The sequence below is a fragment of the Corynebacterium segmentosum genome (genome assembly GCF_900637825.1).
GTDB classification, from domain to species: Bacteria; Actinomycetota; Actinomycetes; order Mycobacteriales; family Mycobacteriaceae; genus Corynebacterium; species Corynebacterium accolens.
In genome coordinates this window covers 1,372,013-1,397,182 of record NZ_LR134408.1, presented here as the reverse complement: position 1 = coordinate 1,397,182, position 25,170 = coordinate 1,372,013, and the positions used below count along the sequence as shown (strand labels likewise).

The window sequence follows — 25,170 nt, the reverse complement described above, 5'->3', positions numbered from 1 at the left end:
TGGATATGTCCGAATATTCGAATAAGCTTCTGCAAAGGAGAAGGCAATGGCGAAGCTCGATTTCAAGGAACTCAACGAAGTACAGCAGTACTCCCAACACGCCGTTTTTAAGGTGATTCCAGGCGGTCTGGGCACCGAGCGCGAGGAGATTATCTCCCAAGCCCAAGAATTCTTTGCGGAGCTAGAAAAGGACAATAAGGTCACCGTTCGCGGCGTCTACGATCTGACCGCGATGCGCGATTCTGCAGACTTCATGATCTGGTGGCACGCTGAGGAATTTTCCGATATCCAAAAAGCCTTCGGCGATTTCCGCCGGGAGACCACCTTGGGCCAGGTAAGCGAGGTGACCTGGATTGGAAACGCCTTGCACCGGCCGGCCGAGTTCAATAAATCCCACTTGCCTTCCTTCATCATGGGGGAAGAGCCCAAGGAGTGGATTGCCGTCTACCCCTTCGTGCGTTCTTATGACTGGTACACGATGGACGAACAAAAGCGCCGCCGCATTTTGATGGAACACGGCATGCAGGCACGCGACTACCCCGATGTGCGCGCCAATACTGTGCCGGCATTCGCGCTTGGGGATTATGAGTGGGTGCTAGCCTTTGAGGCCGACGAGCTGCACCGCATCGTGGACCTGATGTATAAGATGCGCTATACCGAAGCCCGCCACCACGTCCGCGAGGAAATTCCTTTCCACACCGGACGCCGCGTAAAAGACATCGCAGAACTCATTAAGGTTTTGCCTTAAGATGTGAAACAAAAACAGCGCTGGGAGCACCCTTTACTGGAGCGAGCTCCCAGCGCTGTCATTTGATCTCACTGCGCGTGGTAGTGAAATCTTAGTTTTCCTCGATGGGCTTTTCTTCCAGGTTCAAGGAAATAGAGTTGATGCAGTAGCGCAGGTCAGTCGGGGTATCGTAGCCTTCGCCTTCAAAAACGTGGCCCAAGTGGGACTCGCAGTTGGCGCATAGTACCTCGATGCGGCGCATGCCCAAGGAGTTATCTTCCCGCTCGATGATCTTGTCACCGGCTAGCGGGGAGAAGAAGGAAGGCCAACCACAGTGGGAATCGAACTTCTCGGTGGAACGGAATAGCTCCTCGCCGCAGGCCTTGCAGGAGTAGACACCTTCTGTGGTGGTATCGGTGTATTTGCCCACGTGCGGAGGCTCCGTACCAGCTTCGCGCAATACGTAATATTCTTCGGGGCTAAGGCGCTTTTGCCAGTCGGCATCAGCAATGAGCTTAAAATCAGTCATGACTTTAAGTTTAATCCTTTATTTGCGTTGCACGCCACCATCCGGCAACGCAGGCGAAGATGATGACGATGAGCAGGCTCCATCCCACGGTGCCGGAGAAGAAGTTCATCCACCGCCCAGCATCCGGGTGCGCGTGCGATGTCCACGACACAGGCGCCAAGAACAGGAACGCGGCCACCCATGCGCCCACTGAGTGAAAGACGGAGCGCGGCAGGACCACGGTGAATATCAGCGGGAATAGCCACATTGAATAATATTGCTGTCCTAGCGAGGACAAGAAGAAGATCCCCACCATAATCGCGCCACTCGTCGTCAGCGCCCAAAACACCGGTTCGGATTGTCGCCACCGCAATAGCCCAAGCACCGCGCAGCCGATCAAGGCAGCGAAGATTACCCACACCACCCAGTAGAGGACTGGTCCAAATTCCACATAGGCGCGTAATCCCGCCCAGGAGGAATTGGCATAATCGCGGGTCGTGGACAGATAGGGCACAAGCTTGTCCAGGTAACCGCTTGCACCGGGCACCAGGGGCCACGCGAGGAGGTTAAGCACCACTGGAATCCCCAGCCCCGCGAGGAGGTTGCGCCACTGCAGCTTGACTAGGGGCAAGAAGAGGAGGGGCGCGAATTGGGGCTTAATCAAAATGGCTAGCCCAATGGCTATGCCGGAAACCCACGCGAGCTGCGGGGTGCGCTCAGCCTCTAAGAAAGCCCACAGGAAAAGCACCATGCAGAATAAGAGCACACCGTTGATATTGGTAAACGCCAAAGTATTGGTGACAGATTCGGTGGCGAAGGCTAAAGCGATAGAGACCGGAAACACCGGCGAGGTGAGCTTTCTTCCCACCACGTGGGTCAGCAGTGCTAATGCGGCAATGATGGCAAGGGCATTGACCACGATGAAAAGCCCGCGCGCTGGGCCAAAATCGAGCCACGCTAAAGGCGATAGGAATAGCGTTGCACCCGGGGTGTAGAGATACAACGGATCCACATGGTTATAGGCCTGCTCATACACCGGAATACCGTCGACCATGCGCCTTAGCGCGCTATAGACCGTGGTGAAATCATCAGTCAGCGTCCCATTGCGCGCGACGATGAAAACGCGCTGAATGACGAGGAGAACGGCAATAGGCCATGCGGCGGCGTTTATTCGAGCAGACACGACCTTTTAGTCTACGGGTTCAGACGCGCGCGAGTATCGCAGAAACACCGTGCTATCAGTATCTGCGGCAATATTTTCTAGGTGCATTCGGCGGTGGGAGTGCGTGCCATGAAAGGTAGCCACGGGCTTTTCCACGCCGGTGGACAGGTGGGGATCCAAGGTGAGATACATCTGGTCGATGGCATCGATATGCACCAGCTGGCCGAGCATTCCTGGCCCACCCTCGCAAAGGATGCGCTGAAATCCCCGCTCCCGCAATACGCGGAGGTAGTCCTGCATGGTGCCTTCACCTGCATCGATTACCTCTGCGCCTGCCGCCTCAAGAGGACCTTTCCTCGCGGACACCTCCGGGTTCTGCAGCGCCGCGTGGGGGACAAGGAAGAGCGGGGCGGTGGTGAAGTGGGTTAAGAATTTCGAGTCCGGCTCAAACTTCAAGCTTTGCGTGGGTACGGCAATGGGAGCGGGAGGCGAATCGGGAGAGTGTTGCTCTACTCCCGAATAATCTTCTGACCTGACCGTTTGCCCACCCACAAAAACAACGTCCGCCCAGCCACGCAGGGCCTGGAAAAGCTTTCCGTCGGTGTCATTGCCCATGGCCTCAGAAAGGTCGTTGATGGTGGCAGACCCGGTGAGGGTAGAAACCATATTGGCCCGGAGGGCGGGTAGGTAAGAGGGCTCGGGCCCTAAAAGCGAAGTGATGTCCATGCTCTGCCAGTGTAATGGTTCTGCCGGGGTGAATCGCCCTGTCAGCTACACCAGCCGAATGAGCACCACACCGGTTAAAAGGAGGGCAATGCCAAGCACCTGGCGGGATTTAATGGGGGCGCCGCTTACGCGGTCAATGATGAGCGAGCCCAGCATCGAGCCAAGCAGGCCGGCAACCACGGTGAGACCGGTACCAATCTGCGGAACGAGGGCGGCGTTGCCGAAGATGAAAAGCGCGCCCAAGACGCCGCCAATCCACATCCACCACGGGTTGGGTTTTCCTTCCGGGCGCTCGATGCGCGGGCGCCAGCGCAACACGATATTGACGATGACCAGGGCGGTAACGCCGACGGCGAAAGAAACCAGCGCAGCACTGACCGGAGAGCCCGTGACCTGGCCCAGATGTCCGTTGATAGCGGACTGGCTGGCGGTGAAACAGCCAAAGATAAACCCGGCGAGCCGCCAGAGCCACAGGGCGGTCGCGGAATCCTCGCTACTTGTTGCAGCGCTCGGGGTAGCTACCACCGCAATCACGCCGATAAGCACGATAATGGCACCGATGGCGCGCACTGCTGTGAGAGAAGATTGAGGGGACTCGAAGAGCCCGAAGTGGTCAACTATAAGACCCATGATGACTTGCCCCGCGATGGGTAAGACTACGGTCTGGACCGCGCCCAGGTGTGGAAAGAGAAGAATATTTCCGGTCAAAGCGACAACACCTAGCAAACCGCCGAACCAAATCCAGAGTGGTTCATCAAAGGCCCGCGCAATGCCGTAGTTACCGCCGGTAACGGCGGTGGCCACGATGAGCAGGGTTACCGTTCCTACGGCGAAGGAAATCATCGAGGAGGAAAACGGGGTGCCGGTGGAAGCGCGAAGGCGAGTATTAACCAGCGTTTGTATCGGTAAAACCAGACCAGCAAGAATTCCCAAAAGTATCCACAACACGGGTGGACACTTTACTTAGATAAGCCAAAAAGCCTACTTGAATGGGAAAAGCCCATCTAAGCAAACGAAATTAAGCTTAGGTGGGCGGTGGTGGTCCTAACTGGGATTGAACCAGTGACCTTTCCGGTGTGAACGGAACGCTCTCCCACTGAGCTATAGGACCTTGCGGGGGATAAATCTACACCCGGTGCATTCCATTTTCCTAATTGGCTGGATGGAGGGCGCGGAAGGTGGGGTTAAAGCGGATATGTCTGGGAAGGTGAGCGCGCGGGTTAAATGACAACCCTGCAATTCACACCGTCGATAAGTGAGTGATTTACGCCGCGCAATAGGTGTGCTGGGCTGGGGATTTGGAAACTAGCAGGGAGCACGATAATGTTTGTTCACGCACCGCAAAGCATTAAGCACTGCGGCGCGATGCGGATGTAGCGCAGTTGGTAGCGCATCACCTTGCCAAGGTGAGGGTCGCGAGTTCGAGTCTCGTCATCCGCTCCACGCTTTTCTAGAGGGTATTATGCCACCAAGGAAAGTGGAACTAAATGAATAGCGCGCGATTAGCTCAGTGGGAGAGCGCTTCCCTGACACGGAAGAGGTCACTGGTTCAATCCCAGTATCGCGCACAAGGACTTTGTCCTAGAAACCGGGCCTGGTTTCGCATGCGGATGTAGCGCAGTTGGTAGCGCATCACCTTGCCAAGGTGAGGGTCGCGAGTTCGAGTCTCGTCATCCGCTCCAGCACTGTATTGTGTGAGGCGGTATCGCCACGGTGGAATGGCCGAGTGGTGAGGCAACGGTCTGCAAAACCGTGCACACGGGTTCGATTCCCGTTTCCACCTCAACGTCTTAATGCCTTCGGGCATTAGGCGCGATTAGCTCAGTGGGAGAGCGCTTCCCTGACACGGAAGAGGTCACTGGTTCAATCCCAGTATCGCGCACGAGGGTCATCTTGTGGCCCTTGGTGAATCTTTTGATTTACCTGCGGATGTAGCGCAGTTGGTAGCGCATCACCTTGCCAAGGTGAGGGTCGCGAGTTCGAGTCTCGTCATCCGCTCCATTCAAGCCGCCTTGTTAGCAAGGCGGCTTTTTGCATGCGGCAATCTCAAAGCTTCTGTAGTGATAGAGATCGCAGACTTTTTCGCTTCGGTGCGGAACTATGGGGATATGGTTCCCGACTATTGATAGAGACACCCTGATGACCACGATTGTCACCAAGGCATTCGGTGGGATTAGGATGTCTTTGCATGTACACGCAAAATTCAGAACTGAAGGAGCTGAAAATGAGCCATCGCGTACCTTGGTTGCGCCGCACGGCAGTGGCAGTGGGAGCTACCGCGCTTATCGCGGGCGGATCCGCACCCGTAGCACTGGCGCACGATTCCGTCGTGGGCGGAACCGTAAAGGAGGGCGACCAGCTCGAGGAGTTTCCTGAGGAAATTACCCTGGAGTTCTCCGGCATCCCTAAAGACCAGTTCAACACCTTTGCGGTAACCAATAAGGACACTGGGGAACAGATCTTTAGCCAGGAGCCGGAGCTCGATGAACGCGATCTGACGATCACAACTCCAGATGATGTGGATCCCGGCCCAGGTAACTACCAGGTGGGCTACAACATCACCTCCTCGGATGGACACGCAACGCGCGGTGGGGTCTCATTTACGGTCACAGGTGGGGATAGCGATGATGCTTCCTCCACCGACGCTGCAGATGCAGATGGAGCTGCAGATTCTTCAAGCGATATGCCCACGTCGGTGAAAATCATCCTGGCAGTGGGCGGTGTGCTGGCCATAGCGGCCGTTCTGGCTTTGCTGATTGCTAAAACCCGTCGAAACGACTCGAAAGGTCACAAATAATGACTAAGAAAATTTCCCACCTGATTGCCGGCGTATCCCTCAGCGCCCTGGTTCTTGCTGGTTGCTCCCCGGATAACGAGAGCGATTCCAGCAACTCGGAGTCGACTTCGGCCGCTTCTTCCACCGCAGAAACCAGTAAATCTACCGCTGCAGCGGATAAGGACCTGACCTTCGAGGACGCCGTCGTCCGCGCCAACGAAGACAAGGACATGACCGCCATCTTCGGTACGTTGGTCAACCACTCGGATAAAGACATCGAGATCACCGGTTTCTCCACGAGCCTGGACGCAGAGATGAACCAGATTCACGAGACCGTCGATGGCCAGATGCGCGAAAAGTCCAGCCCCTTGGTTGTCAAGGCCGGCGAGAGCCACGAGCTTGCTCCTGGCGGTGACCACTTCATGCTGATGGGCATGAAGGAAGGCATCATGCCTGGTGATTCGCTCGAGATGACGGTCACCCTGTCTGACGGCGAGGAGCTTGACCTGGGCACCATCCAGGCCCGCACCATGGGTGCTGGCGATGAGGACTACGGCGACATGGAGGGCATGGACCACGGTCACGCAGGCCACGATCACTCCGATCACGCCGGCCATGACCACTCCGGTCACGATCACTCTGGCCACGACCACTCCGGTCACGACCACTCCAGCAAGGACGACGAGAAAGAAAACCACAAGCACTAATCATGACGGGATTCAGCAGAAGGGGATTTCTCACCGGCGCTGCAGTGTCTACCAGCGCCATTGCGCTGGTGGGATGCAACTCGGATAAATCAACACCACACGCTGAAGCGGAGGAGCAGCCCCCGCTTGCCGATGCCACCGTGGCTTTCGACGGCCCACACCAGGCCGGGATTGACACGCCGGAGCAAGCGCACCTGAACTTGGTGGGCTTTGATCTTAAAAGGGGCATCGGCAAGCAGGGCTTTGCCCGGCTCATGAAGCTGTGGACTGAGGACGCGCGAGCGCTGTGCACGGGCCAGCCGCCGTTGGGGACCTTGGAACCGGAAATGGTGCGCCAGCCTGCGAACCTCACCATTACGTGTGGGCTGGGCGAGCGCATTTTCTCCCTGCTGGGCGTGGATAAGCCGAAGTGGCTTGGCGATGTCCGCGCCTATTCCCGCGACCAATTAGATGACAAGTGGGGCCAAACTGACATCGTCCTGCAGATTTGCAGCGATGACCCGCTGATGAATACCTATGCGCTGCGGCACATGGTGCGCTCTGGCGAGCACTATGCCGAAGTTAGCTGGCTGCAGCAGGGCTTTATCAACGCCTACGGCAGCCACGAAAAGGGCGCGACCGCGCGCAATATGTTTGGCCAAAAAGATGGCACCGTGAACCCGCGCGGCGATGAACAATTCGCTGACCAAGTCTGGATCGAGGATGGCCCGAAGTGGCAGCAGGGTGGTGCGGCCATGGTGGTGCGCCGCATCCGCATGAACCTCGATACCTGGGAAAAGCTGGACCGCTCCTCCCGTGAAAATGCGGTGGGCCGCAAGCTGGAAAACGGGGCACCGCTTACGGGTGATAAGGAATTCGATGAGGCGGACTTTAAGGCCACGGATGAGTATGGCCTGCCGGTCATCGATAAGAACTCCCACATGGCGCGGGCGACTGCGCCGAAGGACCACCCGGAGCAAAAGATCTTGCGCCGGCCCTATAACTACGAATTGCCGCCGGATGGCAAGGATGGCCAACTATCCAATATTGGCCAGATTTTCATCTGTTACCAGCAGGATCCCACCAAGCAATTCGAGCCCATTCAGGCGCGCCTTGATGAGGCGGACCTGCTGAATGAGTGGCTGACCCATATTGGCTCGGCAATGTATTTCTGCCCGCCGGGAACCAAAGGCAGCGATGGCAAAGAAACGTGGTGGGCGGAATCGCTTTGCACACATGCTGGCCTGTAGAATGACGATCCGTAAATTTAACTAGTGGATGCGGCCAGGTATGCCGTATCTGCGCGAGCGCAAAAAGGAGCGCGAATATGGCGGAACTTATTCCCGCAGCACCGGTAAATTACGAATCCTTCACCGTGCCGGCCGGGCAAGCGGTTGGTGCGGCCCTCCGCGAGCTGAACCTTCCCAATAAGGGTCCAGAGGCAGTCGTGGTAGTCCGCGGCGTGGACGGTACCCTGTATGACCTTTCGCACACCCCGGATGAGGAATCGACATTTGTCCCGGTAGCCGCCTGTGAGGAAGATGGCCGCGCCGTCATTCGCCACTCCTGCGCCCACGTCATGGCCCAGGCCGTACAGGCCGAGTTCCCCGGCACCAAGCTGGGCATTGGCCCGTCCATTGAAAACGGCTTCTACTTCGATTTCCAGACCGCTGAGCCCTTCACCCCGGAGGATCTCAAGAACCTGGAAAAGCGGATGAAGAAGATCGTCAAGGGAGGCCAGCGCTTCGAGCGCCACACCTATGCGTCTACGGCAGAGGCGGAACAGGCCTTGCAGGATGAGCCCTTCAAGCTGGAGCTTATCCAGGACAAGGGCAACGTGGACCCGGATTCCGATGAGGCCGCTGAGGTGGGTGCCGGCGATCTGACGCACTATGACAACGTGAACCCGCGCACCAACGAGGTGGAATGGTTCGACCTGTGCCGCGGCCCGCACGTTCCCACCACGAAATACATTCCGGCCTTTGCCCTGACTCGGTCGTCCGCCGCCTACTGGCGCGGTGACCAGGCCAACGCCGGCCTGCAGCGCATCTACGGCACCGCCTTTGAGTCCAAGGACGCACTGGCTGCCTACCAGACCATGGTGGAAGAGGCAGAAAAGCGCGATCACCGCCGCTTGGGCCAGGAACTGGATCTCTTCTCCTTCCCGGATGAGATCGGTTCTGGTTTCCCCGTATTCCACCCCAATGGCGCGACCGTGCGCATGGAGATGGAAAACCACTCCCGCAACCGCCACGTGCAGGCGGGATACTCCTTTGTCAATACCCCGCACATCACCAAGGGCGACCTCTTCCGTAAATCCGGCCACCTTGATTTCTACTCAGATGGCATGTTCCCGCCGATGCAGCTCGATGGCGAGTATGACGCCGAGGGAAATACCGTCAAGGAGCCGCAGGACTACTACGCCAAGCCGATGAACTGCCCGATGCATAACCTGATCTTTGCATCCCGCGGCCGTTCCTACCGCGAGCTGCCGCTGCGACTGTTTGAATTCGGTACGGTCTACCGCTACGAAAAGTCCGGCGTGGTGCATGGCTTGACGCGTGCGCGCGGTTTTACCCAGGACGATGCCCACATTTACTGCACCGAAGAGCAGCTGGAAGAAGAACTCACCCAGGTTCTAGACTTCATCATCTCGCTGCTTGAGGATTACGGCCTCTCCGATTTCTATCTGGAGCTTTCCACCAAGGATCCCAATAAGTTCGTCGGCTCCGATGAGATTTGGGAGCGCTCGACCGCCATCTTGCAGTCCGTGGCAGAAAAATCCGGGTTCGAGCTCGTTCCTGATCCTGAGGGCGCCGCGTTCTACGGGCCAAAGATTTCCGTCCAGGCCCGCGATGCCATTGGACGTACCTGGCAGATGTCCACGGTGCAGCTGGACTTCAACCTGCCGGAGCGCTTCGAGCTGGAATACACCGCATCCGATGGCACGAAGAAGCGCCCGATCATGATCCACCGTGCCCTCTTCGGCTCCATCGAGCGCTTCTTCGGTGTGCTTCTTGAGCACTACGCGGGCGCATTCCCAGCGTGGTTGGCACCGCACCAGGTCATGGGCATTCCAGTCGCGGATGACTTCGTGCCGCATCTGGAGGGCGTCGCCGCAAAGCTGCGCCGCAAGGGCATTCGCGCGGATGTAGATACCTCCGATGACCGCATGCAGAAGAAGATCCGCAATCACACGACGGGCAAAGTGCCCTTCATGCTGGTCGCCGGCGCCCGCGACGTGGAAGCCGGTGCGGTCTCCTTCCGTTTCCTGGATGGCACGCAGGTCAACGGCGTGCCGGTCGATGAAGCCGTTGAGCTCATCTCCACGTGGGTAGCAGAGCGCACCAACGAGCAGCCGACAGAAGAGCTCATTCGTGCCCGGCGCTAATCCGCAGAAGGGGCAAAGCGAGGAAACATTCGTCGATACCGGTGCCGGTGAGCCGGACCGGTTGGAGCGACTGTGGGCACCGTACCGGATGGCCTATATCGCGCAGCGGTCCGAGGATCCCTTCGTGGAAGCCCCGAAGGGCAGCGATGAGGACGGGCTCATTATCGCCCGCGGTAAGACGGTCTATGCGCTGCTCAACCTGTTTCCCTATAACGCCGGCCACCTCATGGTGGTTCCGTACCGCAAGGAATCCGAGCTGGAAAACCTCACCGAGGAAGAATCCCACGAGCTTATGGCCTTTGCCCAAAAGGCGGTGCGGGTGCTCAAGCGTGTGTCACGCCCAGAGGCCATTAACGTGGGCTTTAATCTGGGGCGCGCGTCCGGCGGCTCGGTGGGAGACCACCTGCATTTGCATGTGGTGCCAAGGTGGCCCGGGGATAGTAACTTTATGACTGTCCTCGATGGGACTAAGGTATTACCGCAACTACTGCAAGACACTCGTCGTGTGCTGGCAGAGGGTTGGCGTGACATGGAAGAGGAGGACTCGCGTGCTTAGCGTGCATGGGCGAAAGCCCGCCGCCGTGGTGGTGGAACCTATAGCCAAGACCTTTTTAAAGTTGGGATTGACTCCCAACGTGGTCACGGTTGTAGGCACTATTGTGACCATCGCCATTTCGGTGATCCTCATTCCTACCGGCCACCTGTTTATCGCCGCCGTATTATCCGGCCTCTTTGCCGCCTTTGACATGCTCGATGGCACCATGGCGCGCCTGACCGGTAAATCGAGCGCTTTCGGTGCCACGCTGGATGCCAGTTGCGACCGCATTACCGATGGCGCGTTATTCTGCGCCATCGCCTGGTGGTTGGTGTATACCGCAGACGCGTCCAAATGGACCGTGGCGGCCTGCCTCATTACCTTGGTATGCTCCCAGGTCATTTCCTATATCAAGGCTAGGGGAGAGGCCTCCGGTTTCACCATGGTGGGCGGCCTGATTGAGCGCCCGGAGCGCCTCATCTTGGCGCTGGGCGGAATCGGCCTTGAGGGCCTGGGCGTAGAGTACGCCGCGGCGGTATCGCTGTGGATCTTGGCGGTTGGCTCAATCTTTACCGTGTACCAGCGCATTGCCATTGCAGCGCGCCAAGATGCCGGAGTATAACTTAAGCGACCTTGGGCGCAGCGGGGGACTATCGTTCCGGCTAGTTCGTGGATTGCGCACACACTTTTCTGGAGGATCCGGCCACCATGTGGGATAAAGAAGACGTAGCAGCCGCTGGGTATTTGGCGGGCTGGAAGGTAGTTCGCCGGTTGCCCCAGCCGGTAGCGCGCACCATCTTCCGGTGGGTCGCGGATTATGCGAGCGATCGCGGGCGCGGCATGGATGGCCTGCGGCGAAATCTTACCCGCGTGGTAGGGGCAGAAAACGTCACGCGCGAATTGGTGCGCGATTCCATGCGCTCGTATATGCGCTATTGGATGGAGGCGTTTCGCCTTCCCGCGATTCATGCGGATCCCCAGCTGCACGAGCGCCTCATGAGCGGCCTGGAGGGCCTCGAGCACTTTGATGCCTCCGCGCAGTCGGGCCGCGGCGTCATCTTGGCGCTGCCACACTCCGGCAACTGGGATATGGCCGGGGTCTTCCTGGTGGGCCATTACGGGCAATTTACCACCGTGGCAGAGCGGTTAAAGCCAGAGGTGCTTTTTGATGCCTTCGTGGATTACCGCGAGGAATTAGGCTTTGAGGTCCTGCCGCTTACCGGTGGGGCGGTTACCCCCTTTGCGCGGCTGAAGGAGGCCCTTGAGGAGGGCGGGGTGGTCTGCCTATTGGCAGAGCGCGATATCACCCGCAGCGGCGTCACGGTAGATTTCATGGGCGAGGAAGCCAATATGGCGGCAGGTCCTGCGCAGCTGGCCATCGAAACCGGTGCGGCACTCCACGTGGTGCACTCCTGGTTTGAAGGCGATGGCTGGGGATTGTCGGTGTCGCCAGAAGTAGAGGTCACCGATATTCAGGAGACCACCCAGCGCATGGCGGATGGATTTGCGGCCAATATCCGGCGCCACCCCGCAGACTGGCACATGTTGCAGCCGCAATGGAACGAGGATGTGGAGCGGCGCCGGCAAGCGCGAAAGGAACGTTCCCGTTAATGCGCATCGGTATCATTTGCCCGTATTCTTTTGATGAACCCGGTGGCGTGCAGGCCCATATCCTTGACCTAGCCACCGTTTTCATAGAACAGGGCCACTTTGTTCAGGTCCTTGGACCCGCCGCGGAGTCCACACCGCTGCCGGATTTCGTGGTCAAGGGCGGCCCGGCTTTCCCGATTGCGTATAACGGTTCGGTGGCGCGCTTGTCTGTGGGGCCTAAGGTAACCCGCAAGGTCAAGCGCTTCATTCACGCCGGCGATTTTGACGTTTTGCATATCCACGAGCCCAATTCCCCGAGCTTTTCCATGACCGCCTTGGCCGTGGCGCACGGCCCCATGGTGGCGACGTACCACGCCTCGGCGGCCAATTCCCTCATCCTCACCTTGGCCAAGCCGCTGCTCGTACCCTTTTTGGAAAAGATTCGCGGCGGCATCGCGGTATCGGATATGGCGCGGCGCTGGCAGGTGGAGCAATTGGGCGGCGATCCCGTCCTGATTCCCAACGGCGTCGATACCTCCGTCTATGCGCTTGCGCGCAAGAAAAGCCAGCCCGCGCTTGCCGATGCCCCACTCGAGGTCGTCTTCCTCGGCCGCCTCGACGAGCCACGCAAGGGCCTGGATATTCTGTTAGCAGCATTGCGCCAAGTCAACAAGAATATCCGCGTTACCATTATGGGCGGCGGCCGCGCCCGCGAGGTCGAGGGCGTGGACTTCGTGGGGCGCGTTAGCGATGCAGAAAAGGCGCAGATCTTGGGCCGGGCCGATGTTTACGTGGCGCCGAATACGGGCGGGGAGAGCTTTGGCATCGTCCTGGTAGAGGCCATGGCCGCCGGTGCCGCCGTCGTGGCTTCCGATCTGGAGGCCTTTCGCGCGGTGTGCAACGCGGAATCGGATGAACCCGCGGGAGCGCTTTTCCGCACCGGCGATGCCTCCGACTTGGCGCGTGTGCTCAACCAGGTCTTGGATGATGCCGATTACCGGCGGCGCTTGGTGCGCAATGGCGTCCAACGCGCCCAGATGTATGACTGGGACCATGTCGCCGCAGCGGTCATGCAGGTCTATGAAACGGTCCAAGACGGCACGAAGGTAAGGGTGAAGCGATGATGGGGATTGAGATAACCATTGCGCTCGTCATCCTCATACTTTTAGGATCGTGGGCCATTTTTACCGCGCAGCGGCTAAACTTCCTGCACATTCGCACCGATGCCGCACTGGCGCAGCTGCAGGCGGCACTAGACCGGCGCGCGGCGGTAACGGCGGCGGTCTCCCCGGATCTTGCCGCCTTGGCGCAAAAGGCCGAATCCACGGAGCTTTCGCATGGGCATTTTCAAGCCCGCACCATGGTAGAACGCGAGCTCTCGGCCGCCATTGTGCGCGATTTTCCGGTAGGCCAGCGCCCGGCCGCCTTGGCGGATGCAGAAGGCCGCATCCAATTGGCGCATCGCTTTTATAACGAGGCAGTCAGCGATACGCGCGCGCTGCGCCTGCGCCCAGCGGTGCGCTTTTTCCACCTCGGCGGAACCGCTAAATTACCCGAGTACTTCGACTACATGCTGGCAGATTGAAAATCTAGCCGCGCGGCACCTGCGTGGTGACATCGGTGCTCGCGTCAGGATCGGCGTCGGCATCGGCATCGGCGGTGTCGGAGCCCGGAACGTTGATTCGCCCGGTATCTGGTGAGGGCGCGGGCTCTGCGGCGGCTTCCTGGGCTTGCTCCAGGCCGCTTGCTGCCACGATGGCCTTTTCTATGCGGCGCGACAGGCTTATCTCAAGGATGAACCAAATGAGCGCGATGAGGACCATGACGAGGATGAGCACGTTGCGGGCCACGAGTACGTAGACCGGAGTAAGGTCTGCGCCCACGTACTTCCACAGGTAGTCATAGTGGAGCGGGTAGACGTAGGTGCCCAGCGCAGCGGCGGCGACCGCGCATACAGCGAGAAGGCCCTGGCAGATCTTGATGGGGACGAACCCGGCGGGGAGCTGTTGGCGTACGACCACCGCGAATAGCGGGCCGAGCCAGATGATGTACTGGGGCGAAAATACCTTATTGGTGGCAATGAGCAGCAGCACCATGAGGGTGAAGAAGGCGACGGTGGTGCGCGAGGTCCACCCTCCGGCGAAGAAACGGTATAGAGCCCAGCCCAAGGCGAATACCAGCATCCCGGCTGTAGCGACGGTGCTCCACATGATGGCGGTATCCACGCCCGGGCCGGAAATCTCGAAGCTCTTGGATGGCGCATATCCTAGATGCCATGTGCCCGGGTTGAGGTGCGCCTGCAAGAGCAAGTATGTCGCCGGAATGGATTCGAGTTGGAGCCCGCGCACCCCCTGATAATCCAGCGGGGAAAGGAGCCGGTCCATGCCGGAGGTGACAACCGTTAGCGCTGATAGGGCTGCGACGGAGCCGAAAAAGGACACCAGGCGGAGCCAGGAATTAGCGCTATTAAACCGCCCTACTAGGCCTGCGGCGAGGACTCCTGGCCAGAGCTTCATGGTGGTGGCGAAGCCCAAAAGGGCGGCACCGGTCTTGGGATGAGAAATAAGGAGCGCGGCGGCACCGGCGACGGCGACCGCGGGGAAGATATCGAGGCGCCATACAAAGACGTGTCCTGCGGCCGTGCCGAAGAAGACCCAGAACCAGCTTGCGAGGAAAACACGCATATTGCGCTGGTGGTGGCGCAGCAGGAGGGCGAGGAAGGTGGCATCGATAAGCAGCGTCATGATGGTAAAGCCGATGTAGAACACGCCGCGGTCCCCACCGGTAAACCAACTTAAGATGATGGTGGGCCACGTTCCCGCATGGGGGTATTCGGTCATTAGCGTGGGATCGTCGCCATAAAGCCCAGCGAAATAATAGGCAACATCGCCGCGTGCACTGTGGTCGAGCTTCAAGAAATAGACCAATACCAAGCGGGCGAGAACCCAGCCCACCCATACTGCAGGAACTGACGCGATTCTTTTCACCCAAAAGATTCTAGGAAAAAATTTGGGCAGTGGGTAGTTCGAATCAGGTTGCTAGCCACTGGGGTTGGACCGGCTAGGGAGTAGGGTGGCAAGGCAGATAAGAAGTTACGTGATATAGCGCATAGTAGGCGCATAAGGAAGGATGACTGTGGGCACCATTTCTGAGGTTTTGGCATTAGAAGGCACCCAAGAAGCGGATGTCTTTTCTGGCCCGGCGATTCCCTCGCAGATTGAGCGCACCTTTGGCGGGCAGGTGGCAGCGCAAGCGCTAGCCGCGGCGCAAAGGACTGTAGATAATAAGCAGGTGCATTCCCTTCACGGCTATTTCGTTGGACCCGGTGATACGAAAAAGCCGCTGGAGTTGCGGGTGGAAAGGCTGCGCGATGGCCGTTCCTTTGCCAGCCGGCAGGTTCGGGTCATCCAAGATGGCCGCCTCGTCTTTATCATGCTGGCTAGTTTCCACCGCGATGGTGATACAGGGCCCGAGCATCAGGATGTGGCACCGCAGGTATTAAGCCCCGATGAAGCCGCGCGCCGCGGTGGCGGGGCGCCCTATTCCACCCGAATCATCTTGAAGGAGTGGACCGATTGGGATATCCGTTTGGTCCCCGATGAAGGCCGCGATGATGCCGCCGCGGAGGTAACCGGTGCCGGATACCGCCATATTTGGTTCCGCAATACCGGCGAGCTTGGGAGTGATCCCGACTTTCACCGCGCTGCCTTGACGTATATGTCCGATATGACCCTCATTCGGTCGGCGCTCATTCCGCACCAGGGGGAGAAGATCCAATTGGCCAGCCTTGACCATGCGGTGTGGTTTCTCCGTCCTTTCCGCGTGGATGAGTGGCTGCTTTATGAGCAGGTATCGCCCACAGCGTCGCAAGGCACGGCCATCGCGCGCGGTAAATTATTCACTGAACAGGGAGAACTCGTTGCGTTGGTCAACCAGGAGGGCTTGACGCGGTTCCTTGATGAAAACTTGGGCAGTGGTTCTGCCCACGGTAATTGGCATAACGTCTAGAAACGCTTGCGTATCCTGGGGGCGCTTTTCCCAGTTCGTGCAGGGCACGTATAATTGTCAACAGATTTAGAACCCAATTAGAAAGGGACTTAATGTCAGGCCACTCAAAATGGGCAACTACCAAGCACAAGAAGGCTGCCAATGACGCCAAGCGCGGCAAGGAATTTGCCAAGCTCATTAAGAACATTGAAGTGGCGGCGCGAACCGGCGGTGGTGATCCTGCGGCCAACCCAACGCTCGATGACATGATTAAGAAGGCCAAAAAGGCCTCCGTCCCCAATGACAACATCGAACGCGCCCGCAAGCGCGGTTCTGGTGAAGAAGCCGGTGGTGCCGACTGGGAGACCATCATGTACGAGGGCTATGGCCCCAACGGTGTCGCAATGCTGATTGAATGCTTGACCGATAACCGCAACCGCGCGGCTACCGATGTCCGCACCGCGATGAGCAAGAATGGCGGCAACCTGGGTGAATCCGGCTCGGTTGCGTATATGTTCTCCCGCACCGGTTATGTCTTGGTGGAAAAGGGCGAGCTGAGCGAGGACGACGTCTTGATGGCGGTCCTCGACGCCGGCGCCGAAGAGGTTAAAGACCAGGGCGAGAAATTCGAGATCGTCTGCGCCCCCACGGATGTGCAGGCCGTCAAGGAGGCTCTCAAGGAAGCTGACATCGAGGTCGATGACTCCGATAATGATTTCCGTGCTTCCGTTGAGGTTCCCCTCGAGGCTAATGACGCGAAGAAGATCTTCCGCCTCATCGATGTCTTGGAAGACTCCGACGACGTCCAGAACGTATATACCAATATGGACCTATCCGATGAGGTCTTAGCGGAGCTCAATGCAGAGTAAGGATACTGCTCTTATTAGGCACTAGCTCGGTGGCGGCTCTTCGCGGATGCGGAGATGTCGGCGCCGGGCTTTTTATTGTGCTCTATTAGGGTCCTAAGTTCTCGCCGTGTTGTAGAACATGTGTGTGTAAGACATAATAGGGAAGCAAGATTGGTAACGACGAGGCCGCGGAACGGGAGTGGGCGGATGTGAATATCGAAGGCATGCGCGTGATGGGCATAGATCCCGGGCTCACCCGCTGTGGCCTGTCCGTAGTTCAAGCAGGGCGCGGGCGCGCGATCCTTCCCGTCTCCGTGGGAGTGGTGCGGACTCCCAGCGATAAGGATCTGACCGAACGGCTTTTGCGGCTATCCGTGGCGGCCAAGGAATGGATGGACGATTATTCGCCGGATGTGGTGGCCATAGAGCGCGTCTTCGAACGCGGCCAGGTTTCAACCGTCATGCAGACCGCGCACGTCGTAGGGGTTCTGGTACTCGCGGCCGCCGAGCGGGATATTCCGGTGTACATGTACACCCCATCCGAAGTGAAAAAGGCTATTTCTGGCAATGGGCGCGCGGATAAGAAGCAAATGACGACCATGATCACCCGTATCCTGGGGCTTACGGAGCCGCCCAAGCCGGCGGATGCGGCGGATGCATTGGCGCTGGCCGTCTGCCACTGCTGGCGGGCGCCAGCGATCGTGAGAATGGATAGTACCGGTTTAGGGCTCGGCGCAAAGACCAGCGGCGTCCGCGGGCGGGGGAAGGGTGTTCAGCCTTAGCTCGCCACACCCCCCACAGGTTAAGTTTGTTCATTATTAGGTCATGTTGAAAGCGCACACAGGTAGGAAGGCACGGTAGAAAATGATTGCGGCATTGCGGGGAGAAGTCCTCCACATTGGTTTAGACCACGGCGTTATTGAATGCGGCGGGGTGGGCTATAAGTTCTTAGCCACCGCAAAGACGTTGGGAACCTTGCGCCGCGGAGAAACTGCTTTTGTGCTCACGACCTTGGTAGTCAAGGAAGACGCATTGACCTTATACGGTTTTACCAGCGACGATGACCGCGAAATGTTCCAAGTGCTGCAATCTGTGTCTGGCTTGGGGCCCAAACTCGCCTTGGCCGCGTTATCCGTCATGGGGGCAGAAGAACTGGCCGCAGCGATTGGCGGGGAGGATGTGAAGGCGCTGCAGTCTATCCCGGGCGTCGGCAAGCGCATGGCCCAACGCCTTACCCTGGAGCTCAAGGATAAGGTAAAGCGCTTTGCTGGAGCTCCCGCGTCCGATGCTGCGCCGGAGGCAACAGGTGCCGGTGGCCCAGTCGTCGATAGTGTCACTGAAGCCCTCTTGGGCCTAGGATTTACTGAGAAGGCGGCTCGCCCCGTGGTGGAGGCGGCATACGCCGAAGCCCCTGCGGCGGATACGTCAACCTTGCTGCGCGCGGCCCTGGCCCGGTTGGGCAAGCAGGGTTAAAAGAACACGACGTCAAGAAGACACAAAGGCTACAGCATGTCCGATATTGAGCGCACCGAGTTCAACCTCCCAGAGGGGATGAGTAAGGCGCACGAATCCCAGCACAATAGTGATGTGGAAGCCACCGCTCACGCTGAAGAACACGATATTGAACGCTCCCTGCGCCCCAAGTCCCTGACGGAATTCATTGGGCAGCCTAAGGTGAGGGAGCAGCTCTCCCTCGTGCTTACCGGCGCGAAGAACCGCGGGGTCACCCCGGACCACGTCCTGTTATCGGGGCCGCCCGGCCTGGGTAAGACCACGATGGCGATGATCATTTCGCAGGAACTCGGCACCTCGTTGCGCATGACCTCTGGGCCGGCGCTGGAGAGGGCGGGCGACCTGGCGGCGATGCTCTCGAACCTCATGGAAGGCGACGTGCTTTTTATCGATGAGATCCACCGCATTGCTCGGCCCGCCGAAGAGATGCTTTATATGGCCATGGAGGATTTCCGCATTGATGTGATTGTGGGCAAGGGGCCGGGTGCTACCTCGATTCCCTTGGAGATTCCGCCGTTTACGCTGGTCGGGGCGACAACGCGAGCGGGAATGCTTACCGGTCCGCTGCGGGATCGCTTCGGTTTTACCGCCCAAATGGAGTACTACAGCACCGAGGATCTCACCCGCGTGATCAAGCGTGCGGCGCATATCTTGGACGTTGCCATCGATGACGATGCCGCCGTGGAAATCGGCTCCCGCTCGCGCGGCACCCCGCGCATTGCCAACCGCCTGCTGCGCCGCGTGCGCGACTATGCAGAGGTCAATGGCACCGGACGCATCGATCTGTCCGCAGCACAAGGGGCGCTGGAGGTATTCGACGTCGATGAAATGGGCCTAGACCGACTAGACCGCGCCGTCCTCAATGCCCTGATTAACGGCCACGGCGGCGGGCCGGTGGGTGTGAATACCTTGGCCATCGCCGTGGGCGAGGAACCCTCCACCGTGGAGGAGGTATGTGAGCCGTACTTGGTTCGCGCCGGCATGATTTCGCGCACTGGGCGGGGCAGGGTCGCCACCGCCGCCGCCTGGCAACACCTCGGCCTGACGCCTCCCGATGGCGCGATTGGGCTGTTTTAGGCAAGCGTCGGCACCGCGCTGGAGCGGCCGCAGAGGTGGAACCGGCTCATGGTTTTTGTGAACGAAACGGTCTGGCATACTGGAAAGTTATGGAAATCATCTTTCTCATCATCATTGTCATTTTGTTCATCATTCCTTCCTTTATGGCGATGCGTAAGCAACGCCAGCGTCAGAACGATATGCAATCGCTGCAAAACTCCCTACAGAATGGGGATCGCATCGTCACCGCCGGCGGTGTCCACGGCGTGGTGCGCGGAACCACGGATACCAGCGTGGACCTCGAGGTTTCCCCGGGCGTTACCCTCACCTTTGACAAGATGGCGGTGGTGCGCACCGAAAGCGAGGCCCAGAAGCTTGACCGCGGTGGTGCAAACAATGCCGTAGAGGCGCAGCGCGACAACGGTGAGAACAATAATGATGATGGATTCAACGGCGGGGAAGGCGAGCAGCCCTCTAGCCGTTAAGTCCTTGTTACCGCCCGCGCCCTCTGTGGAGGAAGACGCGGGCGCACCCCCTGTGTACACGTGGGGGAGTTCTCTGGGGATGCCATGGGCTTATGAGAAACGTAGAACCTGACACATTTTCGCTGAATCGCGGACCCCGTTAAGGAAAATGTTGTTCCATGACGTACGATTGTGCGTTGTTAACGTGCCCGCGCCGAATCGGGCGGGCCGTATTTATTGTTTAATCACCCTGGTTTGCAGTGCACAGGAGAATATCGTTGTCCGCATCATCTCGAGGCGCTATGAAAAATAGCAACCGCCAATGGCCCAAGCGTGCCCTCGCGCTCTTTGGGCTCATCGTGGTTGTTATCTATGCGCTGGTCTTTTTTACCGGAAATCGCCAAGCCACCCCGAAGCTAGGCATTGACCTGCAGGGCGGCACCCGCGTTACCTTGGCGCCACAAGGTGAAGACCCCACCCAGGATCAGCTACGGCAGGCGCGCAATATTTTGGAACAGCGCGTCAACGGTATGGGTGTTTCAGGTTCCGAGGTCGTCATCAACGGCAATACCCTCGTCATCACCGTGCCGGGCGAGGATGCGTCCCAAGCCCAGGCGGTAGGGCAGACCTCCCAGCTGTACTTCCGCCCAGTGGCACAACCCTCCGCGCCGGATCTGGAAAAGCTCGACAAAGAGCTGGAAGATATGGCTAACCGGTGGGTCAAATACGGCGTCCTAGATAAGGACGAGGCCAATAAGAAGCTGGAAGACGTCACCAATGCCGTTGCCCAGCAAGAGGCGCAGGCGGAAGGCAAGGAACCGAAGGACGTCAAGGCGCCGAAGGTCTCCGCCAAGCCCTTGGACGAGCCTTCCAACTCCATTGAGCAGACCGAGCGCCGCGACGAAGTCACTGAGATGTTGTTGGAGGACCGCCAATCGGACGATCCGACAACGCAGGCAGCGGCCTCGTCGCTCTTGACCTGCCAAGGTTCCGCCGACCCACTGGCTGGTGCGGACGATCCGTCCAAGCCTTTCGTGACCTGTGATTACGACAGCGGCACCCCTTATGTCTTGGAGCCAGCGCCGTTGCTCAACGGCGTTGAGGATGAAGACGGTACCCGTTTGACGGGTAATGAGATTGATACCAATTCCCCGATTAATGGCGGCCTGAACCCGCAGTCCGGCCAGATGGAGATTAGCTTCTCCTTCAAGACCGGCAATGGCCCGAACGGTTCCCAGACCTGGGCTGACCTCACGCGGGAGCATCTGAACGACCAGATTGCCATCACCCTTGACTCGGCCGTCATTTCGGCGCCGGTTATCCAGGGCGCTACCCCGTACGGCTCTGCCACCTCCATTAACGGTGACTTTAGCCAGGAAGAAGCCAATAACCTGGCCAATAACCTGCGTTATGGTGCACTGCCGCTGTCCTTTGCCGGCGAAAACGGCGAGCCCGGCGGCACGGTAGAGTCCATTCCGCCGACACTGGGTAAGGCAGCGCTCGAGGCCGGCCTGTGGGCAGGCTTGGCAGGTTTGATTTTGGTCATCCTGTACTCGCTGTACTACTTCCGCGCGCTCAGCGGTGTGTCCGTCATCTTCTTGCTTGGCTCCGGCCTGCTGACCTACGGCGCCATCGTCCTGCTGGGGCGTTGGATCGGGTACTCGCTCGACCTGTCCGGTATCGCCGGTCTAGTCATCGGTGTCGGTGCGACCGCGGACTCGTTCGTGGTCTACTACGAACGCATCAAGGATGAGCTCCTAGAGGGTAGAACCTTCAGGTCAGCAACGCAGAAGGCGTGGGAGCGTTCGCGTAGCACCATCGTGACCGGTAACGCGGTGACGTTGATTGGTTCTGTCATTGTCTACTTCCTCGCCATCGGTGAGGTAAAGGGCTTCGCGTTCACCTTGGGCTTGACCACGATCTTCGACCTCGTCGTGTCCTTCCTGGTCATGGCGCCGTTGATGCAGATCATCGGCCGCCGCCCAGCGGCAGCCAAGCCATCGATGAATGGCTTGGGCGGAATTTACGCGCTGATTGAAGAGCGACGCGAACGCGGCTACTACGCGGAGTCCCGCGGCGTTGCTACCGCATCGCAGGCGCGCGCCACTGACAATTCGGCATCCGCTAGCGCCGATTCGTCTGAGAGCTCAGCGCCCTCAGCAGCTGCGGAAGATGAGGAGAAATAATCATGGCCGTATCTACTAAACACAAGATTTCGCGTTTGGATCGTCTCTATGAAGACGAGCGTGGCTATGACTTCATTGGCCACACCAAACGGTGGTACGCGATTACCGCCGCGCTCCTCGTCGGCGCCATCGCCGCCATTTTGATTCGCGGGTTCACGCTCTCCCTCGATTTTGAGGGAGGTACCACCTTGTCCATGCCCGCTGGGGACTTGAAAGAGGACGAGGTAGCTACCGTCTTTGAGGACTCCACCGGCGTTGAACCCGAGCAGGTGCGCATCGTCGGCGCCGGCGATTCTGAGACGCTCGAAATCACCTCTGAGCGCTTGAGCCAAGAAGAGGTAGACAGCGCCCGCTCCGCAATCTACGAGGAATTCCAGCCGAAGGACGAAAACGGGGAGGCCACCCCGGACGCCATTGGTTCCTCCACCGTGTCCGAGTCCTGGGGTTCTTCCATTACCCAGCGCATGATTCTGGCCATGGTCGTATTCCTTGTTGCAGCGACCATCTATGTGGCGGTGCGCTTGCAAAAGATCATGGCGTTTGCTGCCATCTCGGCGCTTATTATCGATGGCATCGTCATCGCCGGCATCTACGCCCTCTTTGGGTTTGAAGTTTCTCCCGCCGTCATCATCGGTTTGCTCACCGTCTTGACCTTCTCCATCTATGACTCCGTCATCGTCTTTGACAAGGTCAATGAGAATACTGCGGGTTTGGAAGGCCAACGATCAAAGACCTATGGGGAGCTTGCCAATCTGGCGATTAACCAGACGGTCATGCGCTCTATTTCTACGTCCATCATTTCCGCGCTGCCTATTATCGCCCTGTTCGTCATCGCTGTATGGCTTATGGGCATCGGTACGCTGCGCGATCTGGCGCTGATCCAGCTCATCGGCGTTATCGAGGGCATTTTCTCTTCGATCTTCTTGGCCACCCCGTTGGTGGTGACGTTTGCTAATTGGACCAAGCGCGTCAAACAGCACACGCAGCGTGTGCTGGATTACCGCGCGGGTAAGTCTGAGGATGGTGAACCGGCGCAAGAGGGTTCTGCGAAGCGCAAGGTGGTAACGCCTTCTGATGCGGGCGCCAAGACGCACAAGGAAGTAGCAGAAGAGCAATCTGATCACGGCAGCAGCGCCTCCGGTCATACCGGTGCTACCTGGCGCCCAGGCCGCTAAGTGCTCTGAAACACGTCATAATCAGACGGGGTAAGGCTCGGTCTTTGAAGGAGAAGAGGGGGTTGTGCGTACCGTGGAACGCAGACTAGGCACCACACGGTGGTGGGGTCGCCGTCCCAAAATCACGGCGGTTGTGGCGGGGCTTTCCGCCCTCGCGCTGGTAGCGGCCTCGTGCAGCAGCGAGAAATCCGATAGCGGTGACCATGCAGCGCCCAGCGATCCGGAGTCCTATAACTACCCCGGTTATATGGTCAACTCCCAGCTGGCAACGACGAATGCCGGTACCGCCTTCGGCAGCACCACCTCCGCGGCGCAGCTTTCGACGCGCCTTTATCCCGGCCTTTTCGTGCCGGGCCCCTCCGGACAGCTCATTCCCAACGCGGATTTGGTCGAGACCGAAAAGCTTCCGCCCGCAGCAGATAGCGACCAGGAAAGCGTGCGTTTGACGCTTGCCGATGACGCCACATTTTCCGACGGCGCTCCCGTCACCTGCGATGATTACCTGCTTGCCTATACGGCCGGTACGCACCCGGTGGAATTTGCCTCGCATATGCCGCTGATGAATGACATCGCGGACATCGAGTGCGCACCGCACAGCAAGGCCTTTACGCTGACCTTTTATAAAGACCAAGGCCACCGCTGGCGCCAGATGTTTGGCCCTGGCACCGTCATGCCTGCGCACGCGCTTGCACAGAAAACGGACATGAGCATGGAGGATCTCAACGCGGCCCTGCATGCAGAAGACATGGCGGCGCTGCAGCCAGTGGCTGAGTTGTGGCGCTATGGCTTTTCCACCGCCAAGGATGATTTTGATCCCGAGCTGCAGGTGTCTTACGGCCCCTTCACCGCAGAAAAGGTCGGCGATTCTGGCGAGGTTTTCTTAAAGGCCAATGAGCAGTATCGCGGCGATAAGCCTGCCTTGGATCGCCTCGTCGTGTGGCCGAGTAGCGCCGACGCGCAGGAGCTCGCGGATAAGGGCGTACTCAAGGTGGCAGATTCCGCGACCGCGGCGCCCGGCTGGCTCTCCGGGAACGCGGGGGAGGACGCAGAATCCGCGGAAGGCAAAGATCTAGACAACGACTCCGCTGGGGAGGACTCCGCGGGCGCAGACAATAACGAGTTTGAAACGACCACCAAGGTGGGCCTGCAAACCGATACGCTGACGCTGTCACAGGCCGGGATCTTCGCAGAGCCTTCTGCCAGAAAGGCATTTGCCGCCTGCGTTGACCAAGCGGCGCTCGCACACAAGAGCTCCGAAATATCTGGCGTCGACGTCCCGCCGGCGTATGTCCGCACCGTGTCCGTACAGGATCCGGTGGCCCAAACGCTCAGCTCGGTGGCGAAGGACCACGAGGGAACGGACATGGCCGCGGCCGGCCAGTTGAACGGCACTACCATCAAGGTGGGCTACGTTGGCCCGGATAAGCGCTACCAGGCAATGGTCGAGGCACTGCGCGCCTCCTGCGAACCGGCGGGCATTACCATTGAGGATGCTGCGGACGAACAGTTATCGCAGTTCTATCTCAATCCCAATCCGGAAACGGGTGAGCCCACCATTGATGCCTTCTTGGGCCCGGTCGACCCGCTGACCGAGTACTCCGCGGCAGATTCCAGCATTAAAAACTCCGTGCAGCTCAAGGAGCAGGAAGAGCAGCTGTGGGACAGCGTTCCCTCCATTCCTATTGCCGCGCAGCCGCGCGTGTTCATCGTTCACCGCGACGTGGAGGGTGTCCTGCCGTACACTGGCATCTCGGGCATCGGCTGGAACATGGACCGTTGGCACGTGCCGGCACAAGAACCTGTGGAAAAGGCCTAGGCCTTTTTCGCTCTCAAATTATTTC

24 protein-coding genes and 7 tRNA genes are annotated in these 25,170 nt (G+C 58.8%); 25 read left to right on the top strand and 6 right to left on the bottom strand.

Translation table 11 applies throughout. The features are described 5' to 3' along the window. The first annotated feature begins 46 nt into the window (after window positions 1-46). The gene (gene hemQ / locus EL217_RS06720) at window positions 47-748 is read left to right on the top strand and encodes a hydrogen peroxide-dependent heme synthase (RefSeq protein WP_023017388.1); all 702 of its coding nucleotides are present in this window, start codon (window positions 47-49) and stop codon (window positions 746-748) included. Window positions 749-839: 91 nt separating this feature from the next. Here the strand turns inward: hemQ and msrB are convergent, their stop codons facing one another. The 5 genes from msrB to EL217_RS06695 form a co-directional block, all read right to left on the bottom strand. Continuing rightward, window positions 840-1,256 carry a peptide-methionine (R)-S-oxide reductase MsrB gene (gene msrB / locus EL217_RS06715; protein WP_005283348.1) on the bottom strand — a complete coding sequence of 139 codons (417 nt, stop codon included), beginning with the start codon at window positions 1,254-1,256 and terminating at the stop codon, window positions 840-842. 10 nt (window positions 1,257-1,266) lie between these two features. Then, window positions 1,267-2,418 carry a glycosyltransferase family 87 protein gene (locus EL217_RS06710; RefSeq protein ID WP_126319179.1) on the bottom strand — a complete coding sequence of 384 codons (1,152 nt, stop codon included), beginning with the start codon at window positions 2,416-2,418 and terminating at the stop codon, window positions 1,267-1,269. Window positions 2,419-2,424: 6 nt separating this feature from the next. After that, the gene (locus EL217_RS06705; protein WP_126319177.1) at window positions 2,425-3,123 is read right to left on the bottom strand and encodes a pyrimidine reductase family protein; all 699 of its coding nucleotides are present in this window, start codon (window positions 3,121-3,123) and stop codon (window positions 2,425-2,427) included. 45 nt (window positions 3,124-3,168) lie between these two features. Next, window positions 3,169-4,071: a DMT family transporter gene (locus tag EL217_RS06700; protein WP_126319175.1), complete on the bottom strand. Its 903-nt coding sequence runs from the start codon at window positions 4,069-4,071 to the stop codon at window positions 3,169-3,171. Between the two features lie 88 nt (window positions 4,072-4,159). Next, window positions 4,160-4,234 (bottom strand) — tRNA-Val (locus tag EL217_RS06695). Window positions 4,235-4,490: 256 nt separating this feature from the next. Here EL217_RS06695 and EL217_RS06690 point away from each other — a divergent pair. The 15 genes from EL217_RS06690 (at window position 4,491) to EL217_RS06620 (ending at window position 13,686) form a co-directional block, all read left to right on the top strand. Further along, window positions 4,491-4,566 (top strand) — tRNA-Gly (locus EL217_RS06690). Window positions 4,567-4,619: 53 nt separating this feature from the next. Further along, window positions 4,620-4,691, top strand: a tRNA-Val gene (locus EL217_RS06685). A gap of 38 nt (window positions 4,692-4,729) precedes the next feature. Further along, a tRNA-Gly gene (locus EL217_RS06680) sits at window positions 4,730-4,805 on the top strand. 30 nt (window positions 4,806-4,835) lie between these two features. Further along, window positions 4,836-4,906, top strand: a tRNA-Cys gene (locus tag EL217_RS06675). Between the two features lie 27 nt (window positions 4,907-4,933). Continuing rightward, a tRNA-Val gene (locus tag EL217_RS06670) sits at window positions 4,934-5,005 on the top strand. A 43-nt stretch (window positions 5,006-5,048) separates the two neighbouring features. Next, window positions 5,049-5,124 (top strand) — tRNA-Gly (locus EL217_RS06665). 187 nt (window positions 5,125-5,311) lie between these two features. Next, a complete protein-coding gene (locus EL217_RS06660) occupies window positions 5,312-5,920 on the top strand; it encodes a copper resistance CopC family protein (RefSeq protein ID WP_023017392.1) in 609 nt (202 codons plus the stop codon). Continuing rightward, entirely contained in the window at window positions 5,920-6,606 is a 687-nt protein-coding gene (locus EL217_RS06655) for a copper chaperone PCu(A)C (protein WP_023017393.1), read from the top strand. The genes EL217_RS06660 and EL217_RS06655 overlap by 1 nt, the downstream gene beginning before the upstream one ends. Before the next feature lie 2 nt (window positions 6,607-6,608). Beyond that, complete coding sequence (locus EL217_RS06650) at window positions 6,609-7,835, top strand: Dyp-type peroxidase (protein ID WP_126319173.1); 1,227 nt, start codon at window positions 6,609-6,611, stop codon at window positions 7,833-7,835. A gap of 77 nt (window positions 7,836-7,912) precedes the next feature. Then, window positions 7,913-9,976: a threonine--tRNA ligase gene (thrS, locus tag EL217_RS06645; RefSeq protein ID WP_126319171.1), complete on the top strand. Its 2,064-nt coding sequence runs from the start codon at window positions 7,913-7,915 to the stop codon at window positions 9,974-9,976. Then, on the top strand, window positions 9,963-10,532 hold the full coding sequence (locus EL217_RS06640; protein WP_126319169.1) for an HIT family protein: 570 nt from the start codon (window positions 9,963-9,965) through the stop codon (window positions 10,530-10,532). The genes thrS and EL217_RS06640 overlap by 14 nt, the downstream gene beginning before the upstream one ends. After that, window positions 10,525-11,133: a phosphatidylinositol phosphate synthase gene (gene pgsA / locus EL217_RS06635; RefSeq protein WP_005278979.1), complete on the top strand. Its 609-nt coding sequence runs from the start codon at window positions 10,525-10,527 to the stop codon at window positions 11,131-11,133. The genes EL217_RS06640 and pgsA overlap by 8 nt, the downstream gene beginning before the upstream one ends. Window positions 11,134-11,219: 86 nt before the next feature. After that, a complete protein-coding gene (locus tag EL217_RS06630; RefSeq protein WP_126319167.1) occupies window positions 11,220-12,122 on the top strand; it encodes a phosphatidylinositol mannoside acyltransferase in 903 nt (300 codons plus the stop codon). Then, window positions 12,122-13,225 (top strand): glycosyltransferase family 4 protein, encoded by a 1,104-nt coding sequence (locus EL217_RS06625; RefSeq protein ID WP_126319165.1) that lies wholly within the window; start codon window positions 12,122-12,124, stop codon window positions 13,223-13,225. The genes EL217_RS06630 and EL217_RS06625 overlap by 1 nt, the downstream gene beginning before the upstream one ends. After that, on the top strand, window positions 13,225-13,686 hold the full coding sequence (locus EL217_RS06620; protein WP_034658282.1) for a hypothetical protein: 462 nt from the start codon (window positions 13,225-13,227) through the stop codon (window positions 13,684-13,686). The genes EL217_RS06625 and EL217_RS06620 overlap by 1 nt, the downstream gene beginning before the upstream one ends. Window positions 13,687-13,690: 4 nt before the next feature. Here the strand turns inward: EL217_RS06620 and EL217_RS06615 are convergent, their stop codons facing one another. Beyond that, complete coding sequence (locus EL217_RS06615; protein WP_126319163.1) at window positions 13,691-15,088, bottom strand: DUF2029 domain-containing protein; 1,398 nt, start codon at window positions 15,086-15,088, stop codon at window positions 13,691-13,693. A 142-nt stretch (window positions 15,089-15,230) separates the two neighbouring features. Between EL217_RS06615 and EL217_RS06610 the strand changes: the two genes are divergently transcribed. The 9 genes from EL217_RS06610 to EL217_RS06570 all read left to right on the top strand — a co-directional run bounded on the left by EL217_RS06610 (window position 15,231) and on the right by EL217_RS06570 (window position 25,145). Then, the gene (locus EL217_RS06610) at window positions 15,231-16,109 is read left to right on the top strand and encodes an acyl-CoA thioesterase (protein ID WP_084538535.1); all 879 of its coding nucleotides are present in this window, start codon (window positions 15,231-15,233) and stop codon (window positions 16,107-16,109) included. 92 nt (window positions 16,110-16,201) lie between these two features. After that, window positions 16,202-16,957 (top strand): YebC/PmpR family DNA-binding transcriptional regulator, encoded by a 756-nt coding sequence (locus tag EL217_RS06605; RefSeq protein ID WP_023030649.1) that lies wholly within the window; start codon window positions 16,202-16,204, stop codon window positions 16,955-16,957. Window positions 16,958-17,145: 188 nt separating this feature from the next. Continuing rightward, the gene (gene ruvC, locus EL217_RS06600) at window positions 17,146-17,718 is read left to right on the top strand and encodes a crossover junction endodeoxyribonuclease RuvC (RefSeq protein WP_005283305.1); all 573 of its coding nucleotides are present in this window, start codon (window positions 17,146-17,148) and stop codon (window positions 17,716-17,718) included. Between the two features lie 82 nt (window positions 17,719-17,800). Beyond that, window positions 17,801-18,409: a Holliday junction branch migration protein RuvA gene (gene ruvA, locus EL217_RS06595; protein ID WP_126319161.1), complete on the top strand. Its 609-nt coding sequence runs from the start codon at window positions 17,801-17,803 to the stop codon at window positions 18,407-18,409. Between the two features lie 36 nt (window positions 18,410-18,445). Next, on the top strand, window positions 18,446-19,525 hold the full coding sequence (gene ruvB / locus EL217_RS06590; protein WP_005278995.1) for a Holliday junction branch migration DNA helicase RuvB: 1,080 nt from the start codon (window positions 18,446-18,448) through the stop codon (window positions 19,523-19,525). An 89-nt stretch (window positions 19,526-19,614) separates the two neighbouring features. Continuing rightward, on the top strand, window positions 19,615-19,989 hold the full coding sequence (gene yajC, locus EL217_RS06585; RefSeq protein WP_005283298.1) for a preprotein translocase subunit YajC: 375 nt from the start codon (window positions 19,615-19,617) through the stop codon (window positions 19,987-19,989). A 281-nt stretch (window positions 19,990-20,270) separates the two neighbouring features. Further along, window positions 20,271-22,154, top strand: coding sequence for a protein translocase subunit SecD (secD, locus tag EL217_RS06580; protein ID WP_005278998.1), 1,884 nt, complete (start codon window positions 20,271-20,273; stop codon window positions 22,152-22,154). A gap of 2 nt (window positions 22,155-22,156) precedes the next feature. Next, entirely contained in the window at window positions 22,157-23,329 is a 1,173-nt protein-coding gene (gene secF, locus EL217_RS06575; protein ID WP_023030653.1) for a protein translocase subunit SecF, read from the top strand. Window positions 23,330-23,393: 64 nt separating this feature from the next. Next, window positions 23,394-25,145, top strand: a complete 1,752-nt coding sequence (locus EL217_RS06570) for an ABC transporter substrate-binding protein (protein ID WP_126319159.1) — start codon at window positions 23,394-23,396, stop codon at window positions 25,143-25,145. Window positions 25,146-25,170: the final 25 nt, after the last annotated feature.

Excerpts from the sequence above, each read along its gene's own strand:
- hemQ (WP_023017388.1), top strand. The coding sequence starts at position 47 with ATGGCGAAGCTCGATTTCAAGGAACTCAACGAAGTACAGCAGTACTCC.
- msrB (WP_005283348.1), bottom strand. The coding sequence starts at position 1,256 with ATGACTGATTTTAAGCTCATTGCTGATGCCGACTGGCAAAAGCGCCTT.
- EL217_RS06705 (WP_126319177.1), bottom strand. The coding sequence starts at position 3,123 with ATGGACATCACTTCGCTTTTAGGGCCCGAGCCCTCTTACCTACCCGCC.
- EL217_RS06660 (WP_023017392.1), top strand. The coding sequence starts at position 5,312 with ATGTACACGCAAAATTCAGAACTGAAGGAGCTGAAAATGAGCCATCGC.
- EL217_RS06655 (WP_023017393.1), top strand. The coding sequence starts at position 5,920 with ATGACTAAGAAAATTTCCCACCTGATTGCCGGCGTATCCCTCAGCGCC.
- EL217_RS06650 (WP_126319173.1), top strand. The coding sequence starts at position 6,609 with ATGACGGGATTCAGCAGAAGGGGATTTCTCACCGGCGCTGCAGTGTCT.
- thrS (WP_126319171.1), top strand. The coding sequence starts at position 7,913 with ATGGCGGAACTTATTCCCGCAGCACCGGTAAATTACGAATCCTTCACC.
- EL217_RS06630 (WP_126319167.1), top strand. The coding sequence starts at position 11,220 with ATGTGGGATAAAGAAGACGTAGCAGCCGCTGGGTATTTGGCGGGCTGG.
- EL217_RS06625 (WP_126319165.1), top strand. The coding sequence starts at position 12,122 with ATGCGCATCGGTATCATTTGCCCGTATTCTTTTGATGAACCCGGTGGC.
- EL217_RS06620 (WP_034658282.1), top strand. The coding sequence starts at position 13,225 with ATGGGGATTGAGATAACCATTGCGCTCGTCATCCTCATACTTTTAGGA.
- EL217_RS06610 (WP_084538535.1), top strand. The coding sequence starts at position 15,231 with ATGACTGTGGGCACCATTTCTGAGGTTTTGGCATTAGAAGGCACCCAA.
- EL217_RS06605 (WP_023030649.1), top strand. The coding sequence starts at position 16,202 with ATGTCAGGCCACTCAAAATGGGCAACTACCAAGCACAAGAAGGCTGCC.
- ruvA (WP_126319161.1), top strand. The coding sequence starts at position 17,801 with ATGATTGCGGCATTGCGGGGAGAAGTCCTCCACATTGGTTTAGACCAC.
- ruvB (WP_005278995.1), top strand. The coding sequence starts at position 18,446 with ATGTCCGATATTGAGCGCACCGAGTTCAACCTCCCAGAGGGGATGAGT.
- yajC (WP_005283298.1), top strand. The coding sequence starts at position 19,615 with ATGGAAATCATCTTTCTCATCATCATTGTCATTTTGTTCATCATTCCT.
- secD (WP_005278998.1), top strand. The coding sequence starts at position 20,271 with ATGAAAAATAGCAACCGCCAATGGCCCAAGCGTGCCCTCGCGCTCTTT.
- secF (WP_023030653.1), top strand. The coding sequence starts at position 22,157 with ATGGCCGTATCTACTAAACACAAGATTTCGCGTTTGGATCGTCTCTAT.